Genomic DNA, 18679 nt, shown 5'->3' on the forward strand with positions numbered 1-18679 from the left:
AGTCCGCATGCAGGCGCCTTGCGATACAGCAGCGCCCTGCATGATGCAGAGCGTACTGCCCGCCTCGCGGGCGGCCAGCGGAGCTTGCGCCACAGGCTGGCTCGTTTATTGCTGTATCACCTCGAGGGTTGAAATCGGAACACCGGCATCCCTCATAGAATAAAAGTCTGCAAACAGACTCGATGGAGGGCCTATGCACCTGAATACAAAGCTCGACCAGGAATTGACGGATATATTCCGCGCTCGGGAGAGGGCGCTGACGGCCCGGGGATGGTGTGCCAAGGAGTTTACCCTGCGTGAGCCAATTCGCGCTTCCTGGCAGCGCAGCATGGGCTACGGCCTGCAGCCCGACTCCGAGCCGCCCAGTTCCGAGCCACAGGCGCTCGCTGTTGATGAGCTGTACGAGAGCAATCGCATGTTGCTCGACTGTGCCGAGCCGGCTCTGCAGCACCTGACTGACCGTCTTGGACACCACGGTAATGACAGCTTGCTGATTCTGGTGAACTCCCAGGCCACAGTGCTGGCGATTGAAGGTGGCGGCAGCAAGTGGCGGGAACTGCGAGATCTCCAGGAGGGAGCCTGTTGGAGCGAGGCCGTGCGTGGGACCAACGCACTCGGTACTGCGTTGGTGGAAGGGCGACCGACAATGATCGGTTACGGCGAGCATTTCCTCGACCGGTTGAGCATCTTCTCCTGTGCCTCCGTGCCGATCCGAGACCCCCAGGGCAAGATCGAGGGTGTGCTTGACCTGACTCGCCTCGGGCCGACGCTGCAGGCCCAGGACAGCCTTCTGCTGCTGGACATGACCGCCAGCCAGATTGAAAGCCGGTTGTTCATTGCCTCCTTCGGCCAGCAATATGTCGTGGCCTTCCATCCCCGCCGGCAGTATCTGGATACCGCCTGGCAGGGTCTGCTGGCGCTGGACGGCGACGGCCGGATTCTGGCCGCCAACCAGCGCGCCTGTGAGTTCTTCGGCATGGAGCGCGCGCAGATGGTCGGCCTCCCCGGTGAGAGTCTGATCACCGGATGGCAGGAACGGTTCGAACAGGTGCGCCGGGGCATTGCCGGGCATCTGCGTACGCCGCGCGGTGACTTTTTCTTCAAGACCTTGCACCTGCCGGAAGCGGTGTCCGTCCCGGTGTCGGTGCCCAGCCTGCGAAAGGAGCCGGCTACGCCGACCCTGGAGGGGCTTGCCGGCAACAACAATCCTCGCTATCTGCGTGAGCTGGACATGGCCGCACGGGGCCTGCGGCACGGGTTACCTATCCTGTTGCTCGGTGAAACCGGCTCTGGCAAGGAACTGGTGGCGCGCGCGCTGCACAAGGGCAGTGACCGGGCGGACAAACCCTTCATTGCGGTGAACTGTGCGGCCATTCCCGAGGGGCTGATCGAGTCTGAGCTCTTCGGCTACCGTGACGGTGCCTTTACCGGTGCCCGGCGCGGCGGCATGACCGGGCGGCTGCAGCAAGCCCATGGCGGGACGCTGTTCCTCGACGAGGTGGGAGACATGCCGTTGCCGCTGCAGGCGCGTCTGTTGCGAGTGCTGCAGGAGCGCAAGGTGGCACCACTGGGGGCGGGAGTCGAACAGGACCTGGACATCAATCTGATCTGCGCCACGCACCGGCCGGTCAGAGCGCTGGTGGCCGAAGGCAGCTTCCGCGAGGATCTCTACTACCGGATAAACGGGATGGCGGTGCATCTGCCGGCGCTGCGTGAGCGCAAGGACATGCGTGAGCTCTGCCAGACTCTGTTGCGCCGGCTCGGTGCCGGGCAGGTCAGTCTCAACGACGATCTGCTTGGATTGTTCGAGCGTTACCGCTGGCCGGGCAACATTCGTCAGCTGGAAATGGTGCTGCGTACTCTGCTGGCGGTGCGAGCGCCGGAGGACCGGCAGCTGGGGCTCGACCACCTTCCATCCAGTACCCTGGAAGATCTACTGAGCGAGGAGGTCTGCGAGCAGGACGGCAACATCCGCGTTCGCGAGCAGGAGATGATCCGTCAGGCGCTGGCCGACCATGAGGGCAACGTCTCTGCGGCGGCACGCACCCTGGGTATCAGCCGAGCGACCCTGTACCGAAAACTCAAGCAGGCCGGTGGATGCTGATCGGCCTGCTGTCGCGCTTGGTCAGCAGTGAACCGAGGGACTCGGTAGAGGGCGGGCTGCGCTGGCTGTACAGCTTCGTCCGGCCACAGTTGCGCGCCATTCTCGGACTCATGTTGCTGTCGATAGCGGCTTCCCTGCTGGTTCTGGCGCAGCCCTGGCTGACAAAAATGTTGATCGACGACAGCCTGCTGGCGGGGAATTTCCCCATGCTCGGAGCAGTAGTCCTGGCCATGATAGGTGCTACGGTACTGGCGACTGTGCTCTCCGGGGTCAACCGCTACCTGCACACGCGGTTATCCGGGCAGGTGCTGTTTGCCCTGCGCGAGGATCTGTATGGACACCTGCAGCAGCTGTCACCAAGATTCTTCGGGCGGCGCCGCATCGGTGATCTGCTCAGCCGGCTGGATGGCGACATCGCCGAGATCCAGCGCTTTGCCATCGATGCGTTGTTTTCCGCCACCTCCAGCATCATAGGTCTGATCGGCGCGGCCATTCTGCTGGCGCTGCTGTCCTGGCAGCTGGCACTGCTGGTGGCTGTGCTGGTGCCGCTGGAGCTCCTCTGGCTGCGCTGGATGCGGCGCAAGGTAGCAGATGAGACCCGCTCTCTGCGCGAGCGCTCCAGTGACATGTCGTCCTTCCTGGTGGAAACCCTGCCAGCGATCAAGTTCGTCCAGGCAGCCGGTCGCCAGCGCCATGAGGCCGAGCGCCTGCACGGTCTGGGACAGAATTATCTCGGGCAGCTGCTGCGATTACAGGTGGTGGAGTTCTTCACCAGTGCCGTTCCCACCATGCTGACCTCCGTCACCCGGGCGCTGGCCTTCATGATCGGCGGCTACTGGGTCATCACGGGTACATGGCAGCTCGGCTCGCTGATTGCCTTCGCCACCTACCTGGGTATGGTGGTAGGACCGGCCCAGAGCCTTCTGGGTCTGTATGTCGCCGTGCAGCGCATGGCGGTCAGCCTGCAGCGGGTGACCGAGCTGCGGGATGAGCAGCCCGATATTGTCACGGCAGCCAAGCCCGTTCCCACCCCGCGGGCTCCCGCCGAACTGGTGCTGCATGACATCAGTTTCCGCCACCCGGGACGGCAGCAACAGATCATCGATGGCGGCAGAGCTCGTTTCCCCGTGGGCAGCAAGGTGGTGCTCACCGGACCCTCGGGATCCGGTAAAACCACGCTGATTGATCTGCTGCAGCGTTACTACGATCCGGACCGGGGCCATATCACCTATGGTGGCGTGGACCTGCGCGAGCTGGACCTGGCCGACTACCGCAAGCGGCTCGCGGTGGTCAGCCAGGACATCGTGCTGTTCCGCGCGTCGCTGGCTGACAATCTCCGCTACGCTGCGCCGGAGGCGACGGAGGAAGAGGTTGCCGGTGTGGTCCGACTGGCTCGGCTCGAGGAGCTGGTGGCCAGTCTGCCGGAAGGGCTGGATACCCGGCTGGGTGAGCGTGGCCAACAGTTGTCTGGCGGACAGCGGCAACGCATTGCCATCGCCCGAGCACTGCTTCAGCAACCGGACGTGCTGGTGCTGGATGAGGCTACTTCAGCGGTGGATGTGCAAACCGAGCAGGCGATCATCAGGGAAATCGACATTCTCTTTGCTACGCGCACCCGCATCATCATCAGTCACCGGCCCGGCGCCGCCGATGGCGCGGATCTGCACTTCCAGCTGCTGGACGGACAGCTCACGCTGCGCAGCCCCGCCACCGAGGGCGTGGCATGAGGGTGGGCATCATTGACACCGGTCTTCAGCGCGGTCAATGGCAGCGCCTGCACGGTGGTCAGTCCTTTGTTCTGAGTGACGAGGAGGTTCTACTCCGGCCGCTTGGTCAGGATCATCTGGGACACGGTACCCTGGTGACGCAGCTGCTGTCGGAGCAGGCCCCGCAAGCGCAGTTGTTGATGGCCCAGGTCTTCGGCGAGCGTCCCGCGACTACCGCTGCCCAGGTTGGTGCCGGGCTGGCCTGGTTGCTGGAGCAGGGTGTGAGCCTGATCAACTGCAGCCTGGGGTTGCACGCCGACCGCCCGATGTTGCGTGAACTATGCCGCCAGGCGGCGGAACAGGGCGTACTGATCTGTGCCTCCAGTCCGGCGATGGGGCAGCCGGTTTATCCGGCGGCCTATAGCGGCGTGGTAGCGGTAACCGGTGATGCGCGTTGCCAGCCGGGGCAATGGAGCTGGCTGCAGGAGGAGCGTGCCGAATTCGGCGCGCCAGTGGGTAGGGGCGCCGAGGGCGGCGCGTCCATGGCCTGCGCCCGCTTCAGCGGCATGCTCGCTGCCTTCTGGACAGAGCGCCCGAGCCTGAGTGGGGCTGAGGTTCTGCATTATTTCCGGCAGCACGCCATTCGTAGCGGGCCGCAGACAAGGGAGCCGCTGTGCGCAGAAAACACATAGCCATACTGGGCGCCGGCCCGGCGGGGTCGGCAGCGGCGCTGGGGCTGTTGCGCCTGGGCTACCGGGTCACGGTGATCAGCGACTGGCGTCGTTTCAACGCCATTGAAGGCACCTCCGAGCGGGTCCTGCATGCCCTGCGCACCGTCGGGCTGCGGCAGGCCAGCGGCACAGCGATCGCCGCCGCACGACGGGAAGTCTACTGGGCGGGTCATCACAGCCTGAGAAACCGCGAGTGGCTGCTGGACAGGCAGGTCTTCGATCGAGCGTTGCGCGAGGATCTGCGTCGAAGCGGCATAGCCCTGCTGGAAGCACGGGTGCTGACGGTGGATGTGGCCGCCGACGGTGTCTGCCTGCAGCTTGATGGGGCGGCGAGCCTTGAGGCGGACTTCGTGGTTGATGCTCGCGGGCGGCAGGCACCCCAATCGGGCGAAGCCGTACGCGGGCCGGAAACCCTGAGTCTGCTGTGTCGCTGGCGCGGGCTGGAAGGGCCAGCGGCAAGCGCGGCGGAAAGTCTGGTGTCCGGCTGGTGTTGGCTGGCCCGGTTGCCGGGTGGCGACCAGTACTGGCAATGGACCTTCGACGCCCGCCACCCGCATATGCCCGGCAAGGCCGAGCTGCCTGCCTGGTGTGCGGCCCAGCGCGGAACCAGCCGCCTGGCGGGAGAGTTCTTTACCGTCGATCCCGGCGAAGCGGTGGAATTGCGCGCACGCAGTTCCACCTGCACCCTGGCTGCCAATCTGTGCGACGTACGGAGCATCCGCGTAGGCGACGCCGCCATGGCGGTTGATCCACTGTCAGGCAACGGCATTTTCCAGTCGTTGTCGTCTGCATTGCAGGCGCCGGCGGTGATCAACACCTTGCTGCAGTACCCTGCGGATGCCGAGTTGGCCCAGCGCTTTCACTGCCGGAGGGTGACTGAACTGTTCTATCGATTCGCGCGACTGGGGCGGGATTTCTATCGGCAGGCCACAGCCGTGCCGGAGCAATCCTTCTGGCAGCAGCGTCAGCAGTGGCCGGACGATCACCCCTCCCATGTCCCGGTGACACCGGAACAGATCGTCACCGACTGGGCTCCGGTGGTTACCGGCGATCGAATCGGCCGGGCACGGGTGGTCATCACCCCGGATCAGCCGCTGGGCATCTGGCATCTTAATGGCGTGGAACTGGCGCCCCTGGTCGACGCCTTGCGGGAGACGCCATGGGAACAGGTCATCAGCGGCCTGCCACCGACCCAGCGTGGCCCGGTGGCGGCCTGGTTGCAAAACGTGGGATTCGGGCCGGATACCGCAGCATCCGGCCACGCCCTCACACCTTGATCAGCACCGATTTGGTTTCGGTGTAGTACTCCAGTGCGGCTTCGCCCATTTCCCGGCCGATCCCCGACATCTTGTAGCCACCGAAGGGCAGGGCAGGGTCCAGCGCTGTGTGACAGTTGACCCAGACCGAGCCGGCGCGAATGCGTGGAATCATCCGGTGCACCTGGCTGAGGTTGTTGGACCAGATGCTGGCGCCCAGACCAAAGGGGCTGTCATTGGCCAGGCGGATGGCGTCCTCGATATCGTCGAAGGGCTGGGCCACCAGTACCGGACCGAAGATCTCCTCCTGCACCAGCGGGCATTTCTGATCGACATCGGTGATCAGGGTAGGACGCACGAAATAGCCGGGGCCGGAGGACGTTCCGCCGCAGGCGATGGTGGCACCGAGTTCGCGGCCCATATCGATGTAGCCCTGCACCCGGGCCTGCTGCTTGGCAGAGATCAGCGGGCCCATGTCCACACTGGCGTCCAGGCCGTTACCCATCTTCATGCCGTTGGCGATACTGCAGATATCCGCCATCACCCGGTCAAAGTGGCGCCGCTGCACGTACAGGCGCGAGCCGGCACAGCAGACCTGACCCTGGTTGAAGAAGATCGCATTTGCTGCGCCCACTGCAGCCTCCATCGGGTCCATGTCCTCCAGCACTATGGTCGGGGATTTCCCACCCAACTCGAGGGTGATGCGGGTCATGGAGTCCAGCGCGGCCTTGCCGATCAGTTTGCCGACCGGGGTCGAGCCGGTGAAGGTGACCTTGTCGATGTCCGGATGGGCAGACAGGGCAGCACCGACCTCGGCGCCGATACCGGTCACCACGTTGAACACCCCGTCCGGATAGCCCGCTTCCTGGATCAGCTCCCCCAGCTTCAGCGCGGTCAAGGGGGTTTCGTCAGCTGGTTTGAGTACCACGGTACAGCCGGTAGCGAGCGCCGGGCCGATCTTCCAGCAGGCCAGCAGCAGCGGAAAGTTCCAGGCGACAATGGCGCCAACCACACCCACCGGCTCTCGGGCGATGTAGCCGTGGAACTGGGCATCGGGCATCAGCGGCAGAGAGGGGTTCACCGTAGTGCCGGTTATCTTTGTAGCCCAGCCAGCCATATAGCGGAAGAAGTCAATACACAGCTGAACGTCCACAGCGCGGGCCATCTGGGCACTCTTGCCATTGTTCAGACACTCCAGCTCCGCCAGTACTTCGGCGTCACGCTCGAGCAGATCGGCCAGCTTCAGCAGAAGATTCTGCCGTTCACGCGGCCGCATTCTGCTCCAGCTGGAATCGTCGAAGGCGCGGCGGGCCTGTCTGACAGCGTGATCAATATCCGCCGGCGTGCCCCGGGGCACATCAATCAGGTGGGTGGCGGTGGCCGGGTTGAGCAGCGCCATGGTCTGGCCTTGCTCGCTGACAGTCCACTTGCCGCCAATCAGCATGCGGCATGGGCGGTCGAGAAATTCCCGGGTTTGCGGGTGGAGGGGGTACGCATCAGTCATCTTGTTTTCTCTCTGATGGATGAAGTCCCCATGCCCTGGTGCAACCTGTGTGCCAAGAGATCCCCGCGCTGCCAGTGGTGGGGCATCGGGGGAGCGAGGCGGGTTCCCCGTGGCCTCGGTAACGTACAAAAGCTGTAGCAAAGTGATACAACCCCGGAAGGGGGTGCGACAGTCGCGCGGAACACAGGCCCGGTGGCGCTTTGTGTGTCATCGACTGAGTCAAGTTGTCGCGCTATTAAACACCGCTATCCCGAGGTCTATTTCTGGCTTGATGTGTAATCAGATGATTTTAAAGGAAAATAAATCTATGGCACGGGTCTTGCTCTTGTCTTTTCAAGCGCGGCAGGCACGCTCCCCAGAGGAGCAGGCCGAAGCTGGAATAACTATCAGAATAATATCCGTGGGAGGCACGACCCGATGAGAACAAGACTCTTGAGGCAAGGGGTAGCCGGAGGACTGCTGGGGCTGTCATTGCTCCTTCAGTCCGGTATGGGCATGGCAGAGCAATCCGCCTCGGCGCAGGAGCTGCTGGCGACCCGCTGCGCGGCCTGTCACCAGGCCGAGGGCGATGACAAGTACAGCCGTATCAGTTACCAGCGCAAGACTCCGGAAGGCTGGCTGATGACTATCGGGCGAATGCAGACCGCGCACAAGGTTCAGCTGACCGATGAAGAGCGCCGCACGCTGATCAAATACCTGGCCGATAAACAGGGCATGGCTCCGAGCGAGACAGCTGATTATCGCTATGCACTGGAGCGCCGCCTCAATACCCAGGAAACCCTGATGGAAGATCCACAGCTCGGGGAGATGTGCGTGCGCTGTCACTCCGGTGCTCGCCTGGCCATGCAGGGGCGTACAGAACAGGAATGGCGTCACCTGGTCAATTTCCACCTCGGCCACTGGCCGGCCCTCGAATATCAGGCCCTCAGTCGCGACCGTGACTGGTTCCCCATCGCCATCAACGAAACCGTCCCGCACCTGGCCAAGCGTTTCCCCCTGGAAAGCGAAGCCTGGTTCCAGTGGCTGCAGCAGCGTCCTGATAGCGAAACCCTGGCGGGCCGCTGGATATTCACCGGTCACTATCCCGGCAAGGGCGAGCTGACCGGCAGCATGACCGCCAAGTACATCGGTGAAGACAATTTCGAGGTCCGGGTGGACGGGCGTTACGCCGATGGCACGCCGTTCGTCGGTACCGGCAAGGCGGTAGTCCACAACGGTTACGAGTGGCGCGCCAATGTCGAGGTGGATGGCACCGTCCTCCGCCAGGTGTTTGCCGTAGTGAACAACGAGATGACCGGCCGCATGTTCGAGCGGGACCACGACGAACGCGGTCTGGATTTCCGCGCAGTGCCGGACAGCGCGGCAGCTGTGGTGGCAGTGCAGCCGGCCTATCTGAAGGTAGGCGAGCAGCAGGAATTGACGCTGATCGGCAGTGGACTGAATGGCACACCGCAATTGGGCGAAGGCATCGAAGTGATCAAGGTGCTGGACAGCTCCCCGGAGCGCATGCGTGTTCAGGTCCGGGTGGCTGCGGACGCACCGGTGGGTGTGCGTGAGGTAGCCGTGGGCGACGCCGACGGCGCTACGCTGGCGATCTACCGTCAGATCAGCGAAGTACGGGTGGTACCGGATTATGCGGTGGCCCGGATCGGCGGCAATGGCAGTCCGACCGAGAAGGTGGAAGGCCACTTTGATGCCGAGGCTTGGGCGATCGGCGAGGACGGCAAGACGCCGTACCGCATTGGTTTCGTCCCGGCGACCTGGTCCGTTGAAGCCTTCGATGAGAAAGCTGAAGAGCTTGAGGACGTCAAGTATGCCGGCGTGATGGATCGCCATACCGGCGTGTTCGTGCCGGGCGATGCAGGCCCCAACCCTGACCGCAAGATGATGGCGAACAACGTGGGCAACCTCAAGGTGATCGCTACCGTGGACGAGGGCGGCAACACTGTGACCGGCGAAGGTCAGCTGATAGTCGGCGTGCAGCGCTGGGTGATACCGCCGATCCCCTGACCGTGGGGATCTGCGATGCAAGCGCCACCGATAAACTCAGCGAGGTAGGTCATATGGGCATCAAATTGAATGTAATCGAGCACAACCTGCATCAGGTGCAGGTGGATGCCGAACAGATGTTGTTTCACATACCCACCAGTTCGCTATTCGCTCAGGACGAGCTGACCAGCAGCATTCTGGGGGCGTTGCGGGCTGGTGCGGACTCCCGCGACCATGTCCAGTCGGCGCTGGCAGGACGCTTTGCCGTGGCGGACATTGATGAAGCCCTGCAGGACCTGCTCGCCCTGCAGATCGTGGGCGATGGGTCGCCGCTCAGCAGCGACGTATTCCCCGGTGGCGTTACTAAAACCGCCCTTAATACGGTGGTACTGAACGTCAATACCGGCTGCAACCTCAGCTGCACCTATTGCTACAAGGAAGACCTGGATAAGCCTTCCGCCGGCAAGCGCATGGCTGCGGAAACCGCAATCGCCTCGGTCGAGATGCTGCTTGAGCAGTCACCGGACGAGGAGCGGTATTCGGTTGTGTTCTTCGGCGGAGAGCCGTTGAGCAATCGGCCCCTGATCGAGTACATGGTGGACTACTGTGAAAAGCGCTTTGCCGAGGCCGGCAAGCAGGTGGATTTCATCATGACCACCAACGCTACCATGCTGACCGAGGAGATAGTCGATTACCTGAATCGGCATCGCTTCGGTCTGTCGATCAGCATGGACGGGCCCAAGGCCATCCATGACAAGAACCGTATCACTGTCAGCGGGCAGGGCACCTACGAGGTCGTGCGTCGCAAGGCCGAAATGCTGCTGTCTCGCTATGACAGCAGGCCGGTAGGCGCCCGGGTCACCCTGACCCGGGGTACCACCGAGGTCGAGGAAATCTGGGATCACCTGATCAATGATCTTGGTTTCGCCGAAGTCGGTTTTGCCCCGGTGACCTCAGGTGACATCAGCAGCTTCAACCTCACGCCGGAGGAGCTGGTGACATTGTTCGCCAACTTCAAGGCGCTGGGACGGCGGTACCTGCAGGCCGCTCTGCAGGGCGTCAATATCGGTTTTTCGAACCTCCACCAGCTGCTGACGGACATCCATGAAGGGCACAAGAAATCCCTGCCCTGTGGAGCCGGCCTGAAGATGCTCGCGGTGGACCACAAGGGCGATCTGAATCTGTGCCACCGCTTCACCGGGTCTTCGCTGCCGACCTTCGGCAACGTCCACGGCGAAGTGGACAATGCGTCGCTGACGCAGTTTCTTTCGGATCGGCTGGATCGCAGCAACACCGGCTGCCAGACCTGTCGGATCCGCAATCTGTGCTCGGGAGGCTGCTATCACGAGAGCTACGCCCGTTATGGCGATCCCCAGCACCCCAACTATCACTACTGCGACCTGCTGCGCGACTGGGTGGATTTCGGTATCGAAGTCTACGCCCGGATCATGAGCAGCAATCCGGATTTCATTACCCGCCATATCGTTCCGCGTAAGGTGCACTGACATGAAACATCTCAAAGCAATCAACAATAAAGCGCAGGCGCTCGAGCAGGCCGTGGCCCAGGACCGGGTCGAGGAAGTCCTGGCGATGAACGCTACCGTAGGCTGCACCAGCACGGTTGATCCGGGCTGGGAAACCGATGTGTTTGGTGGGGTGGCTGGTCTCTGTCAGCCCATGGAGGCTGATCTTTACGGCTGCGCCGATCCATGCTGGTGGCCGGCCCAGGTGCCGGATCTGATGAGTACCCACTCGGATTGGAACAAGGATGCCGCCGACTCCAGCACGGACTGGCGCAAACTGGATACGGTTTTCCCCAACGACAAGTAAGCTCGGGGCTTGAGGATTTGATTATGTTCAACAAAAACAAACAGATGATGGCCGCCGCAGTGTTGGCAGCGCTGGCGTTGCCGGCGATGGCGAATAATGCCGGCCGGGTGTTGCAGGACGGCCATGAATACATGGTCATCACCAATTATCCCAACAACCTGCATGTAGTGGATGTCGCCACCGACGAGGTCTACAAGAGCTGCGACCTGCCCGATCAGTTCGGCCCCGGTACGCCGATCGTCAGTCCGGACGGCTCCCGCGCCTATGTGCTCGGCAATCGCTACAGCACCGTGTATGGAATCGAACTGGACAGCTGCGATATGTCCTTCCGCGCTGAGCTGTCACAGGCGCCAGGTGAGCTGGCACGCTCGATGTACTCATTCGCCATCAGCGCGGATGGCAAGGAGCTGTATACCGTCGCTAATCCGTCGCAGAAGAATCCGGACCACTATGTAGTGGGGGATCCTCGCTTGCAGGTGTATGACACCAGCGCGGGAATTGATGCCAAGCCGATCCGGGTATTTCCGGCGCCCCGGCAGTCCTATCTGATGCAGGCTGCCGAGGATGGCTCGCTTTACCTGGCTGCGGACAACATCTACCGCGTCAATGTCCAGACCGGGGAGCGCGAAATTGCAATTCCCGTTCGCGATTGGGAGCGTGAGGGTTATGGTCAGCCGGACGTGCTCTACCTGTGGCCCAAGCAACAGGTCAGTCGAGATTTCAGCATCCTCTACGCCGCGCCCAAGTTCACTGATGAAACGCAGAATCTGGACACTGCCGAGTTCATGTTCGGCTTCTACAACATCAATCTGAGGACCGGTGAAACCATGACCCAGGATTTCGCCCCCTTCACTGAGGTGTATTTCACCGGGGCTCGCTCGCCGAAGGATCCCAAACACATGTATGCGGTCCTCAACCGTCTGACCAAGTACGACATCGCCACCCAGACGCTGATCGATGCCCAGGAGCTGGATCACACCTACTACGTGCTGGCATTCAACCATGCCGGGGACAAGCTGTACCTGGCTGGCACCTTCAACGACATCAGCATCCACGATCCGGAAACCCTGGACAAGATCGGCAGCATCCGCCTGCCGGGGGGAGACATGTCCACCACCACGCCGCAGATCTTCATCCGGTAATACCCCGCCGCTCCGGGTGACCGGAGCGGCACATCAAACAAGAACAACGAGGTTCATCATGCATACCGAACATACTTCTGGGCGGCGTATCCTGCTGCCTGTCATTCTGAGTCTGACTGTGGCTTCCCAAGCCAGCGCCTGGGAGCTGGCCTCCGGATCCAACGGCCACCTCAATTTCGAGGTCAATGGCGCAGCGGGGATCTTCCACAGCGACAAGCGCTACAACATGGACGGTGCTGTGGATGCCGGCGATGTGTCCTGGCGTGAGGCCTATCTGGAATACGGTCTGCATTTCGGCTACCGCAGCACACTGGGGCGCTGGGACGGGGCGCTCACCGCCCTGAGCTCGGGCACCTGGGGCGATGGCGATGCTGCCGGCTTCTCCAACGGCAGTGAGCGCGAAACCGAGCTGGAACAGGCCTGGTTGCGCTGGAGTTCGGATCAGCTGCTCTCAGCGCTGGGTGCGGATGGTCTGGTGATCTCGGCCGGTCGCCAGGCCGCCACCTTGGGTGACGGCTTCATCCTCGGCACCGATATGGTCAGTATGGGCCGTGGGCTGGGCGACGAGTTCGACCGCGGCGGTGCCTATTATCTGGGCGGACGCACTGCCTTCGACCGCACCGCCATCGTCACCGTCGGCGGCGCCGAAGGCTGGCGTGGGGATCTGATGTACCTCAGGTCCGACAACCCCTTCCAGGCGGAAATGGAAATGGCCGTCGCCAACATCGAGCATGTTGGGGAGAACGCCACGTTCGGCCTGTCGGCGTTCAAGGGACTGGATGTCGAGCAGCGCTATGCCGAAGCCCTGGGCCTGGAAGAGCGTGATGGGATGAAGGTGTACAGTGCCCGCTTCCAGGGCAACGCCGGGATCGAGCAGCTGTTCCTGTCTGGCGAATATGCCCACCAGAGGGTCGACTCGGGAACCGAGAATGCCTGGTATCTGGAGACCGGCTGGACCTTTACCGAACGCGCCTGGCAGCCTGCGCTGACCTATCGCTACAGCCAGTTCTCCACTGGTTACGATCCGTTGTTCTACGGCTTCACGCGGGGCTTCGGCACCTGGTACCAGGGTGAAGTCGCGGCCAACTATGCCGGCCCGTTCAGCAGCAATGCCAAGGTGCACCACCTCGGTCTGCTGCTGAATCCGCGCGAAGACCTGAGCATAGGTCTTGCCGCCTTTGATTTCAGTACACGGGATACCAGTGAGGGCGATCTGTCCGGACAGGAGCTGGACCTGTATGCCGAATGGGCCGCCACTGACCACATCTCCCTGATCCCGCTGGTCGGGTTGTTCAGTCCGGAAAAATCAGCGGCCGAGGGCGGCACGCAGCTCGGTGGCAGGGGCGACAATCTGTATGCGCAACTGCTGATGTTCGTGAGCTTCTGAGTGCCGGTGCTCGCTGTTGATCGGGGCCTTGCCCCACAGCGAGCGCCCGCTCGGCCTGGCCTTCCCGGGTGTCCAAAACGGTCAGGCAGGTTGAAGGGAACGACCATTGTCCCGGGTGCCCAGCGCAGACAAGATGGTTGCATATCAACCGGAACGGGCCCGCAGCGGCCCTGAGCAGGAGCCTTCATGCAACTGAGCAAACACACTTTTCTCATCACTGGCGGCGCCTCGGGCCTTGGCGCCGCGACTGCTGCCATGCTGGTCGAGGCGGGAGCCAATGTGGGGCTGATCGATCTCAACGCGGCGGCGCTGCAGCAGCAGGTCAGCGCACTGGGTGCCCAGGCCCGAGGCTATGTGGCCGACATTGCCGATGAGCAGCAGGCCGACAACGCCGTGAATGCGGCCTTCGCCGACCTGGGCCCATTGCACGGCCTGATCAATTGCGCAGGCATTGCACCTGGCGAGAAGGTGCTGGGCCGCAGTGGGCCGCACGCGCTCGCCAGTTTCGAGCGGACGCTGCGGATCAATCTGCTGGGCAGTTTCAACATGCTGCGTCTGGTCACAGCGGTCATGGCCGAGGGTGCAGCCAACGCCGACGGCGAGCGGGGCGTCATTATCAATACCGCTTCGGTCGCAGCCTATGACGGGCAGATTGGTCAGGCCGCCTACTCCGCCTCCAAGGGGGGAGTGGTGAGCATGACCCTGCCGATCGCGCGGGAACTCGCACGCCATGGGATCCGGGTGATGACCATTGCCCCAGGCATTTTCGAGACCCCGATGATGGCCGGTATGTCGCAGGAAGTGCGTGATTCCCTGGCTCGGGTTGTGCCTTTCCCGCCTCGTCTGGGACTGCCGCAGGAGTACGCGGCGCTGGTGCGCCATATCATCGAGAACCCCATGCTGAATGGCGAAGTAATCCGTCTCGACGGAGCGCTGCGCATGGCTGCACGCTGAGGAGGCCCCTATGCAACAGGATCCAGTTGTCATCGTCGGGAGTGCCCGCACGCCCATGGGTGCCCTCCAGGGTGAACTTGCCGGTGTTCCCGCCCCGCAGCTCGGTGCTACGGCGATTCGCGCTGCGGTCGAGCGCAGTGGTCTGGCCGCCGAGGCGGTACAGGAAGTGCTGATGGGTTGTGTGCTGCCCGCCGGCCTCGGTCAGGCACCGGCGCGCCAGGCGGCGTTGGCGGTCGGGCTGGCCAAGTCCACGGTGTGCACCACCCTGAACAAGATGTGCGGTTCGGGCATGCAGGCGGCGATCATCGCCCATGACCGACTGCTGGCCGGCAGTGTCGATGTGGTGGTGGCCGGTGGCATGGAGAGCATGTCCAACGCACCCTATCTGCTCGATGGTGCCCGTCAGGGGTTGCGCATGGGGCATGGGCGTCTGCTTGATCACATGTTCCTTGATGGGCTTGAGGATGCCTATGACAAGGGTCGTTTGATGGGCACCTTCGCCGAGGATTGCGCCCAGCAGCATGGTTTTACCCGTGAAGAGCAGGATGCCTGGGCGCTGCAATCGGTGCAGCGGGCGCAGGCGGCCATCGAGCAGGGGCTGTTCGCGGAGGAACTGACACCGATCAGCGCCCAGGTCGGGCGGCGGGTGGTACAGATGCAGGTGGATGAGACGCCGCTGAAGGTCGATCCGAGCCGTATCCCCAGCCTGAAGCCGGCCTTCCGTGACGGTGGCACAGTGACCGCGGCCAATTCCAGTTCTATTTCCGATGGTGCCGCAGCATTGTTGCTGATGCGCCAGTCCGAGGCGCTGCGCCGGGGGCTCAAGCCGCTGGCAGCGATTCGTGGTCATGCGGCCTTTGCCGACGAGCCAGGCCTGTTTCCGGTTGCCCCTATCGGCGCCATCCGCAAACTGCAGGAACGCACTGGCTGGTCGCTGGATGAGGTCGATCTGTTCGAGATCAACGAGGCCTTTGCCGTGGTCAGCATGATCGCGGTGCGGGAGCTGGGGCTGGACCCGGCAAAGGTCAACGTGCATGGCGGTGCCTGCGCTCTGGGCCATCCGATCGGCGCTTCGGGCGCCCGCATCCTGGTTACCCTGCTGGCGGCACTGCGCACCCGCGGTCAGCGCAAGGGGGTGGCGGCGATCTGCATAGGTGGCGGTGAAGCTACGGCCATGGCCATCGAGCTGCTGGACTGAGGAGAAGATCATGCTGCTGACTGAAGAACAACGGGAAATCGTCGGTGTTGCCCGGCAATTTGCCCGGGAGCGGCTGCTGCCCTTCGCTGCGGACTGGGATCGGGAGCACCGCTTCCCTGCCCAGGCGCTGGCCGAGATGGGGCAGCTGGGTTTTCTCGGCATGCTTGTGCCAGAGCAGTGGGGCGGGTGTGATACCGGCTATCTGACCTACGCCCTGGCGCTGGAAGAAATTGCCGCCGGTGACGGTGCCTGCTCGACCATCATGAGCGTGCACAACTCGGTTGGTTGCGCGCCGATCCTGCGGTTCGGAAGCGACGAACAGAAGCGTCGTTTTCTGCCATCGCTGGCTAAAGGCGAGCAGATCGGCGCCTTCGCCCTGACTGAGCCGCATGCCGGTTCCGACGCCGGATCACTGCGCACCCGGGCTCGCCGCGATGGTGACAGCTATGTGCTGGACGGTGCCAAGCAGTTCATCACCTCGGGGCGCGAGGCAGGCACGGTGATCGTCTTCGCGGTCACTGATCCGGATGCCGGCAAACGTGGCATCAGCGCCTTTATCGTACCTACCGACAGCCCTGGTTATCAGGTGGTACGGGTTGAGGACAAGCTCGGTCAACACGCCTCTGATACCTGCCAGATTGCCTTTGATGGGTTGCGGGTGCCAGCGGCAAACCGGTTGGGCGAAGAGGGTGAGGGGTATCGCATTGCCCTGGCCAATCTGGAGGGAGGGCGCATCGGCATCGCTGCCCAGGCAGTGGGGATGGCCCGTGCAGCCTTTGAGGTGGCTCGCGATTACGCCAGAGAGCGCGAGGCCTTCGGCAAGCCGCTGACCGAACATCAGGCGGTGGCGTTCAGGCTGGCCGACATGCTCACGCAGATAACCGCGGCGCGGCAGATGGTGCACCACGCGGCAGCGCTGCGCGATGCCGGACAGCCGGCACTGACGGAGGCCTCCATGGCCAAGCTGTTCGCCTCCGAGATGGCGGAAAAGGTCTGTTCGGCAGCCATCCAGACACTCGGCGGCTACGGCTATCTGCGGGACTTCCCGCTCGAGCGCATCTATCGCGATGTGCGAGTTTGCCAGATCTACGAAGGTACCAGCGACATACAGCGGCTGGTCATTGCCCGCAATCTGGGTGGTGACTGACCAGGCGGTTCTATCACGGCCATGCTCGATACGGCCATGGCCGGCGCTTTGATAACAAAAACAAGGAGTAGCACAATGCAGAAATTCCAAATCGGCAGCATGCAACGGGTTCCGCTGATGATCAGCAGCATCCTGCAGCACGCGGCGGTCGCCCACGGCGACCGTGAAATCGTCTCGCGGCTGGTAGACGAGCCGCTGTGGCGGTACGACTATGCCGGCCTCGCCGAGCGGGCAGGGCGCGCAGCCAACATGATCAAGCGGCTGGGAGTCGGCCCGGGGGATTTCGTCTCGACCCTGGCCTGGAACACCCACAGGCACTATGAGCTGTTCTTCGCGGTGCCCGGCATCGGCGCTGTACTGCATACCGGCAACCCGCGCCTGTCGGACGAGCAGATCGCCTATACCTTGAACCATGCGGGTAGCAGCGTACTGCTGTTCGAGCGCAACTTCGCCGATCTGGTGCAGCGCCTGTTGCCCCGGCTGACCAATATCCGCCATTTCATCATGCTTGCCGACGCGGACCTGCCGGACATGCCCGGCGTGAACCTGCTGGGTTACGAGCAGCTGCTGGCCCAGGAAGAGTCCTTCGATCAGTGGCCGAGCTTCGATGAGAATGCCGGCGCTATCCTGTGTTACACCTCGGGTACCACCGGCAACCCCAAGGGCGTTCTCTACAGCCATCGCTCAATAGTGCTGCATGCGCTGGCTGCGGGTCTCAACAGCGCGTTCAACTTCTCCGCCTTTGATTGCATCATGCCCTGTTCTTCCCTGTACCACGGCACGGCCTGGGGTGTGCCCTTTGCAGCCGCGATCAATGGCTGCAAGTTCGTGCTGCCCTGCGACAAGATGGACGGCGCCAGCCTGCAGGAGCTGATCCAGAACGAAGGGGTGACCTTCTCGGGGGGCGTACCGACCATCTGGACCATGTATCTGGATCACCTCGAGCGTACCGGTGAAGACGCCGGAAAGCTGACCCATCTGATTATCGGCGGCTCTGCTGTGCCCCGCGCCATGGCTGAGAAATTTCAGACCAAATACGGGGTGGCTGTGCGCCAGCTGTGGGGCATGACCGAAACCAGCCCCCTGGGTGTGGTGGCCACCCCAACGCCCAAACTGGCGCAGTTGGGAGAAGACGCAGTCAATGATGTCATCTGGAGCCGTCAAGGACGCCTTCAATACGGCATCGAACTCAAGGTGGTGAATGAAAAAGGCGAACGCCTGCCGGCCGATGGCAAGAGCGCGGGTACCTTGATGGTGCGCGGTCCGTGGACGGTGGAGCGCTATTTCCGCAGCGACACCAGTGCGCTGGATGCCGAGGGCTGGTTCGATACCGGCGATATCGCCACTCTGGATGAAAACGGTTTCATGCGTATCACCGACCGTACCAAGGATGTGATCAAATCCGGCGGTGAGTGGGTCAGTTCCATCGACGTCGAGAATGCCGCCATTTCCTGTCCCGGAGTGCGAGTCGCTGCGGTGATAGGCGTCTATCATCCCAAGTGGGAAGAGCGACCCTTATTGATAGTGGAAACCCACCCGGGCGAAACAGTCACCATGGAAATGATGCTGGCACACCTGGAAGACAAGATCGTCAAATGGTGGATGCCCGACGATATGATTCTTGATGAAGTGCCCCTGACTGCCACCGGCAAGATCGACAAGAAGGTACTGCGGGATCGCTATTACAACTACCTGGCTGATTCCAGGCTTCAGGCGCAGCTGTAGAGACGG

At 62.7% G+C, this 18679-nt stretch carries 14 protein-coding genes; 13 read left to right on the forward strand and 1 reads right to left on the reverse strand.

Translation table 11 applies throughout. The annotated features are described in order from the left end of the window. Positions 1-193 precede the first annotated feature (193 nt). The 4 genes from BM046_RS02110 to qhpG are packed head-to-tail and all read left to right on the forward strand — an operon-like array spanning position 194 to position 5818. Positions 194-2104, forward strand: a complete 1911-nt coding sequence (locus BM046_RS02110; protein WP_090536493.1) for a sigma-54-dependent Fis family transcriptional regulator — start codon at positions 194-196, stop codon at positions 2102-2104. Continuing rightward, complete coding sequence (locus tag BM046_RS02115; protein WP_407920425.1) at positions 2098-3831, forward strand: ABC transporter ATP-binding protein; 1734 nt, start codon at positions 2098-2100, stop codon at positions 3829-3831. The genes BM046_RS02110 and BM046_RS02115 overlap by 7 nt, the downstream gene beginning before the upstream one ends. After that, positions 3828-4502 (forward strand): subtilisin-like serine protease QhpE, encoded by a 675-nt coding sequence (gene qhpE / locus BM046_RS16375; protein WP_090536495.1) that lies wholly within the window; start codon positions 3828-3830, stop codon positions 4500-4502. Before BM046_RS02115 ends, qhpE begins: the two co-directional genes overlap by 4 nt. Beyond that, on the forward strand, positions 4484-5818 hold the full coding sequence (qhpG, locus tag BM046_RS02125) for a flavin-dependent monooxygenase QhpG (protein WP_090536497.1): 1335 nt from the start codon (positions 4484-4486) through the stop codon (positions 5816-5818). The genes qhpE and qhpG overlap by 19 nt, the downstream gene beginning before the upstream one ends. Here qhpG and BM046_RS02130 read toward each other — a convergent pair. After that, positions 5808-7301, reverse strand: coding sequence for an aldehyde dehydrogenase family protein (locus tag BM046_RS02130; RefSeq protein WP_090536499.1), 1494 nt, complete (start codon positions 7299-7301; stop codon positions 5808-5810). The two genes, qhpG and BM046_RS02130, sit on opposite strands and share 11 nt — an antisense overlap. 417 nt (positions 7302-7718) lie before the next feature. On the opposite strand from BM046_RS02130, the gene peaA reads away from it, so the two are divergent. The 9 genes from peaA (at position 7719) to BM046_RS02175 (ending at position 18673) form a co-directional block, all read left to right on the forward strand. Beyond that, positions 7719-9311: a quinohemoprotein amine dehydrogenase subunit alpha gene (gene peaA / locus BM046_RS02135; RefSeq protein ID WP_090536501.1), complete on the forward strand. Its 1593-nt coding sequence runs from the start codon at positions 7719-7721 to the stop codon at positions 9309-9311. Between the two features lie 53 nt (positions 9312-9364). Next, positions 9365-10795 (forward strand): quinohemoprotein amine dehydrogenase maturation protein, encoded by a 1431-nt coding sequence (gene peaB / locus BM046_RS02140; RefSeq protein ID WP_090536503.1) that lies wholly within the window; start codon positions 9365-9367, stop codon positions 10793-10795. Position 10796: 1 nt separating this feature from the next. Beyond that, on the forward strand, positions 10797-11120 hold the full coding sequence (gene qhpC / locus BM046_RS02145) for a quinohemoprotein amine dehydrogenase subunit gamma (protein WP_090536505.1): 324 nt from the start codon (positions 10797-10799) through the stop codon (positions 11118-11120). Between the two features lie 23 nt (positions 11121-11143). Further along, positions 11144-12262 (forward strand): quinohemoprotein amine dehydrogenase subunit beta, encoded by a 1119-nt coding sequence (peaD, locus tag BM046_RS02150; protein ID WP_090536507.1) that lies wholly within the window; start codon positions 11144-11146, stop codon positions 12260-12262. Positions 12263-12320: 58 nt separating this feature from the next. After that, complete coding sequence (locus BM046_RS02155) at positions 12321-13649, forward strand: alginate export family protein (protein WP_235818546.1); 1329 nt, start codon at positions 12321-12323, stop codon at positions 13647-13649. A 186-nt stretch (positions 13650-13835) separates the two neighbouring features. Continuing rightward, positions 13836-14603 (forward strand): 3-hydroxyacyl-CoA dehydrogenase, encoded by a 768-nt coding sequence (locus tag BM046_RS02160; protein WP_090536509.1) that lies wholly within the window; start codon positions 13836-13838, stop codon positions 14601-14603. Between the two features lie 10 nt (positions 14604-14613). Then, a complete protein-coding gene (locus tag BM046_RS02165) occupies positions 14614-15801 on the forward strand; it encodes an acetyl-CoA C-acyltransferase (RefSeq protein ID WP_090536511.1) in 1188 nt (395 codons plus the stop codon). A 10-nt stretch (positions 15802-15811) separates the two neighbouring features. Next, a complete protein-coding gene (locus BM046_RS02170; RefSeq protein ID WP_090536513.1) occupies positions 15812-16948 on the forward strand; it encodes an acyl-CoA dehydrogenase family protein in 1137 nt (378 codons plus the stop codon). A 99-nt stretch (positions 16949-17047) separates the two neighbouring features. Then, positions 17048-18673 (forward strand): long-chain fatty acid--CoA ligase, encoded by a 1626-nt coding sequence (locus BM046_RS02175; RefSeq protein WP_090536879.1) that lies wholly within the window; start codon positions 17048-17050, stop codon positions 18671-18673. Positions 18674-18679: the final 6 nt, after the last annotated feature.

Source organism: Halopseudomonas formosensis, assembly GCF_900115905.1.
GTDB lineage: Bacteria > Pseudomonadota > Gammaproteobacteria > Pseudomonadales > Pseudomonadaceae > Halopseudomonas > Halopseudomonas formosensis.

Coding starts and splice junctions, on each gene's coding strand:
- BM046_RS02110 (WP_090536493.1), top strand. CDS start 194: ATGCACCTGAATACAAAGCTCGACCAGGAATTGACGGATATATTCCGC.
- BM046_RS02115 (WP_407920425.1), top strand. CDS start 2,098: ATGCTGATCGGCCTGCTGTCGCGCTTGGTCAGCAGTGAACCGAGGGAC.
- qhpE (WP_090536495.1), top strand. CDS start 3,828: ATGAGGGTGGGCATCATTGACACCGGTCTTCAGCGCGGTCAATGGCAG.
- BM046_RS02130 (WP_090536499.1), bottom strand. CDS start 7,301: ATGACTGATGCGTACCCCCTCCACCCGCAAACCCGGGAATTTCTCGAC.
- peaA (WP_090536501.1), top strand. CDS start 7,719: ATGAGAACAAGACTCTTGAGGCAAGGGGTAGCCGGAGGACTGCTGGGG.
- peaB (WP_090536503.1), top strand. CDS start 9,365: ATGGGCATCAAATTGAATGTAATCGAGCACAACCTGCATCAGGTGCAG.
- qhpC (WP_090536505.1), top strand. CDS start 10,797: ATGAAACATCTCAAAGCAATCAACAATAAAGCGCAGGCGCTCGAGCAG.
- peaD (WP_090536507.1), top strand. CDS start 11,144: ATGTTCAACAAAAACAAACAGATGATGGCCGCCGCAGTGTTGGCAGCG.
- BM046_RS02155 (WP_235818546.1), top strand. CDS start 12,321: ATGCATACCGAACATACTTCTGGGCGGCGTATCCTGCTGCCTGTCATT.
- BM046_RS02160 (WP_090536509.1), top strand. CDS start 13,836: ATGCAACTGAGCAAACACACTTTTCTCATCACTGGCGGCGCCTCGGGC.
- BM046_RS02165 (WP_090536511.1), top strand. CDS start 14,614: ATGCAACAGGATCCAGTTGTCATCGTCGGGAGTGCCCGCACGCCCATG.
- BM046_RS02170 (WP_090536513.1), top strand. CDS start 15,812: ATGCTGCTGACTGAAGAACAACGGGAAATCGTCGGTGTTGCCCGGCAA.
- BM046_RS02175 (WP_090536879.1), top strand. CDS start 17,048: ATGCAACGGGTTCCGCTGATGATCAGCAGCATCCTGCAGCACGCGGCG.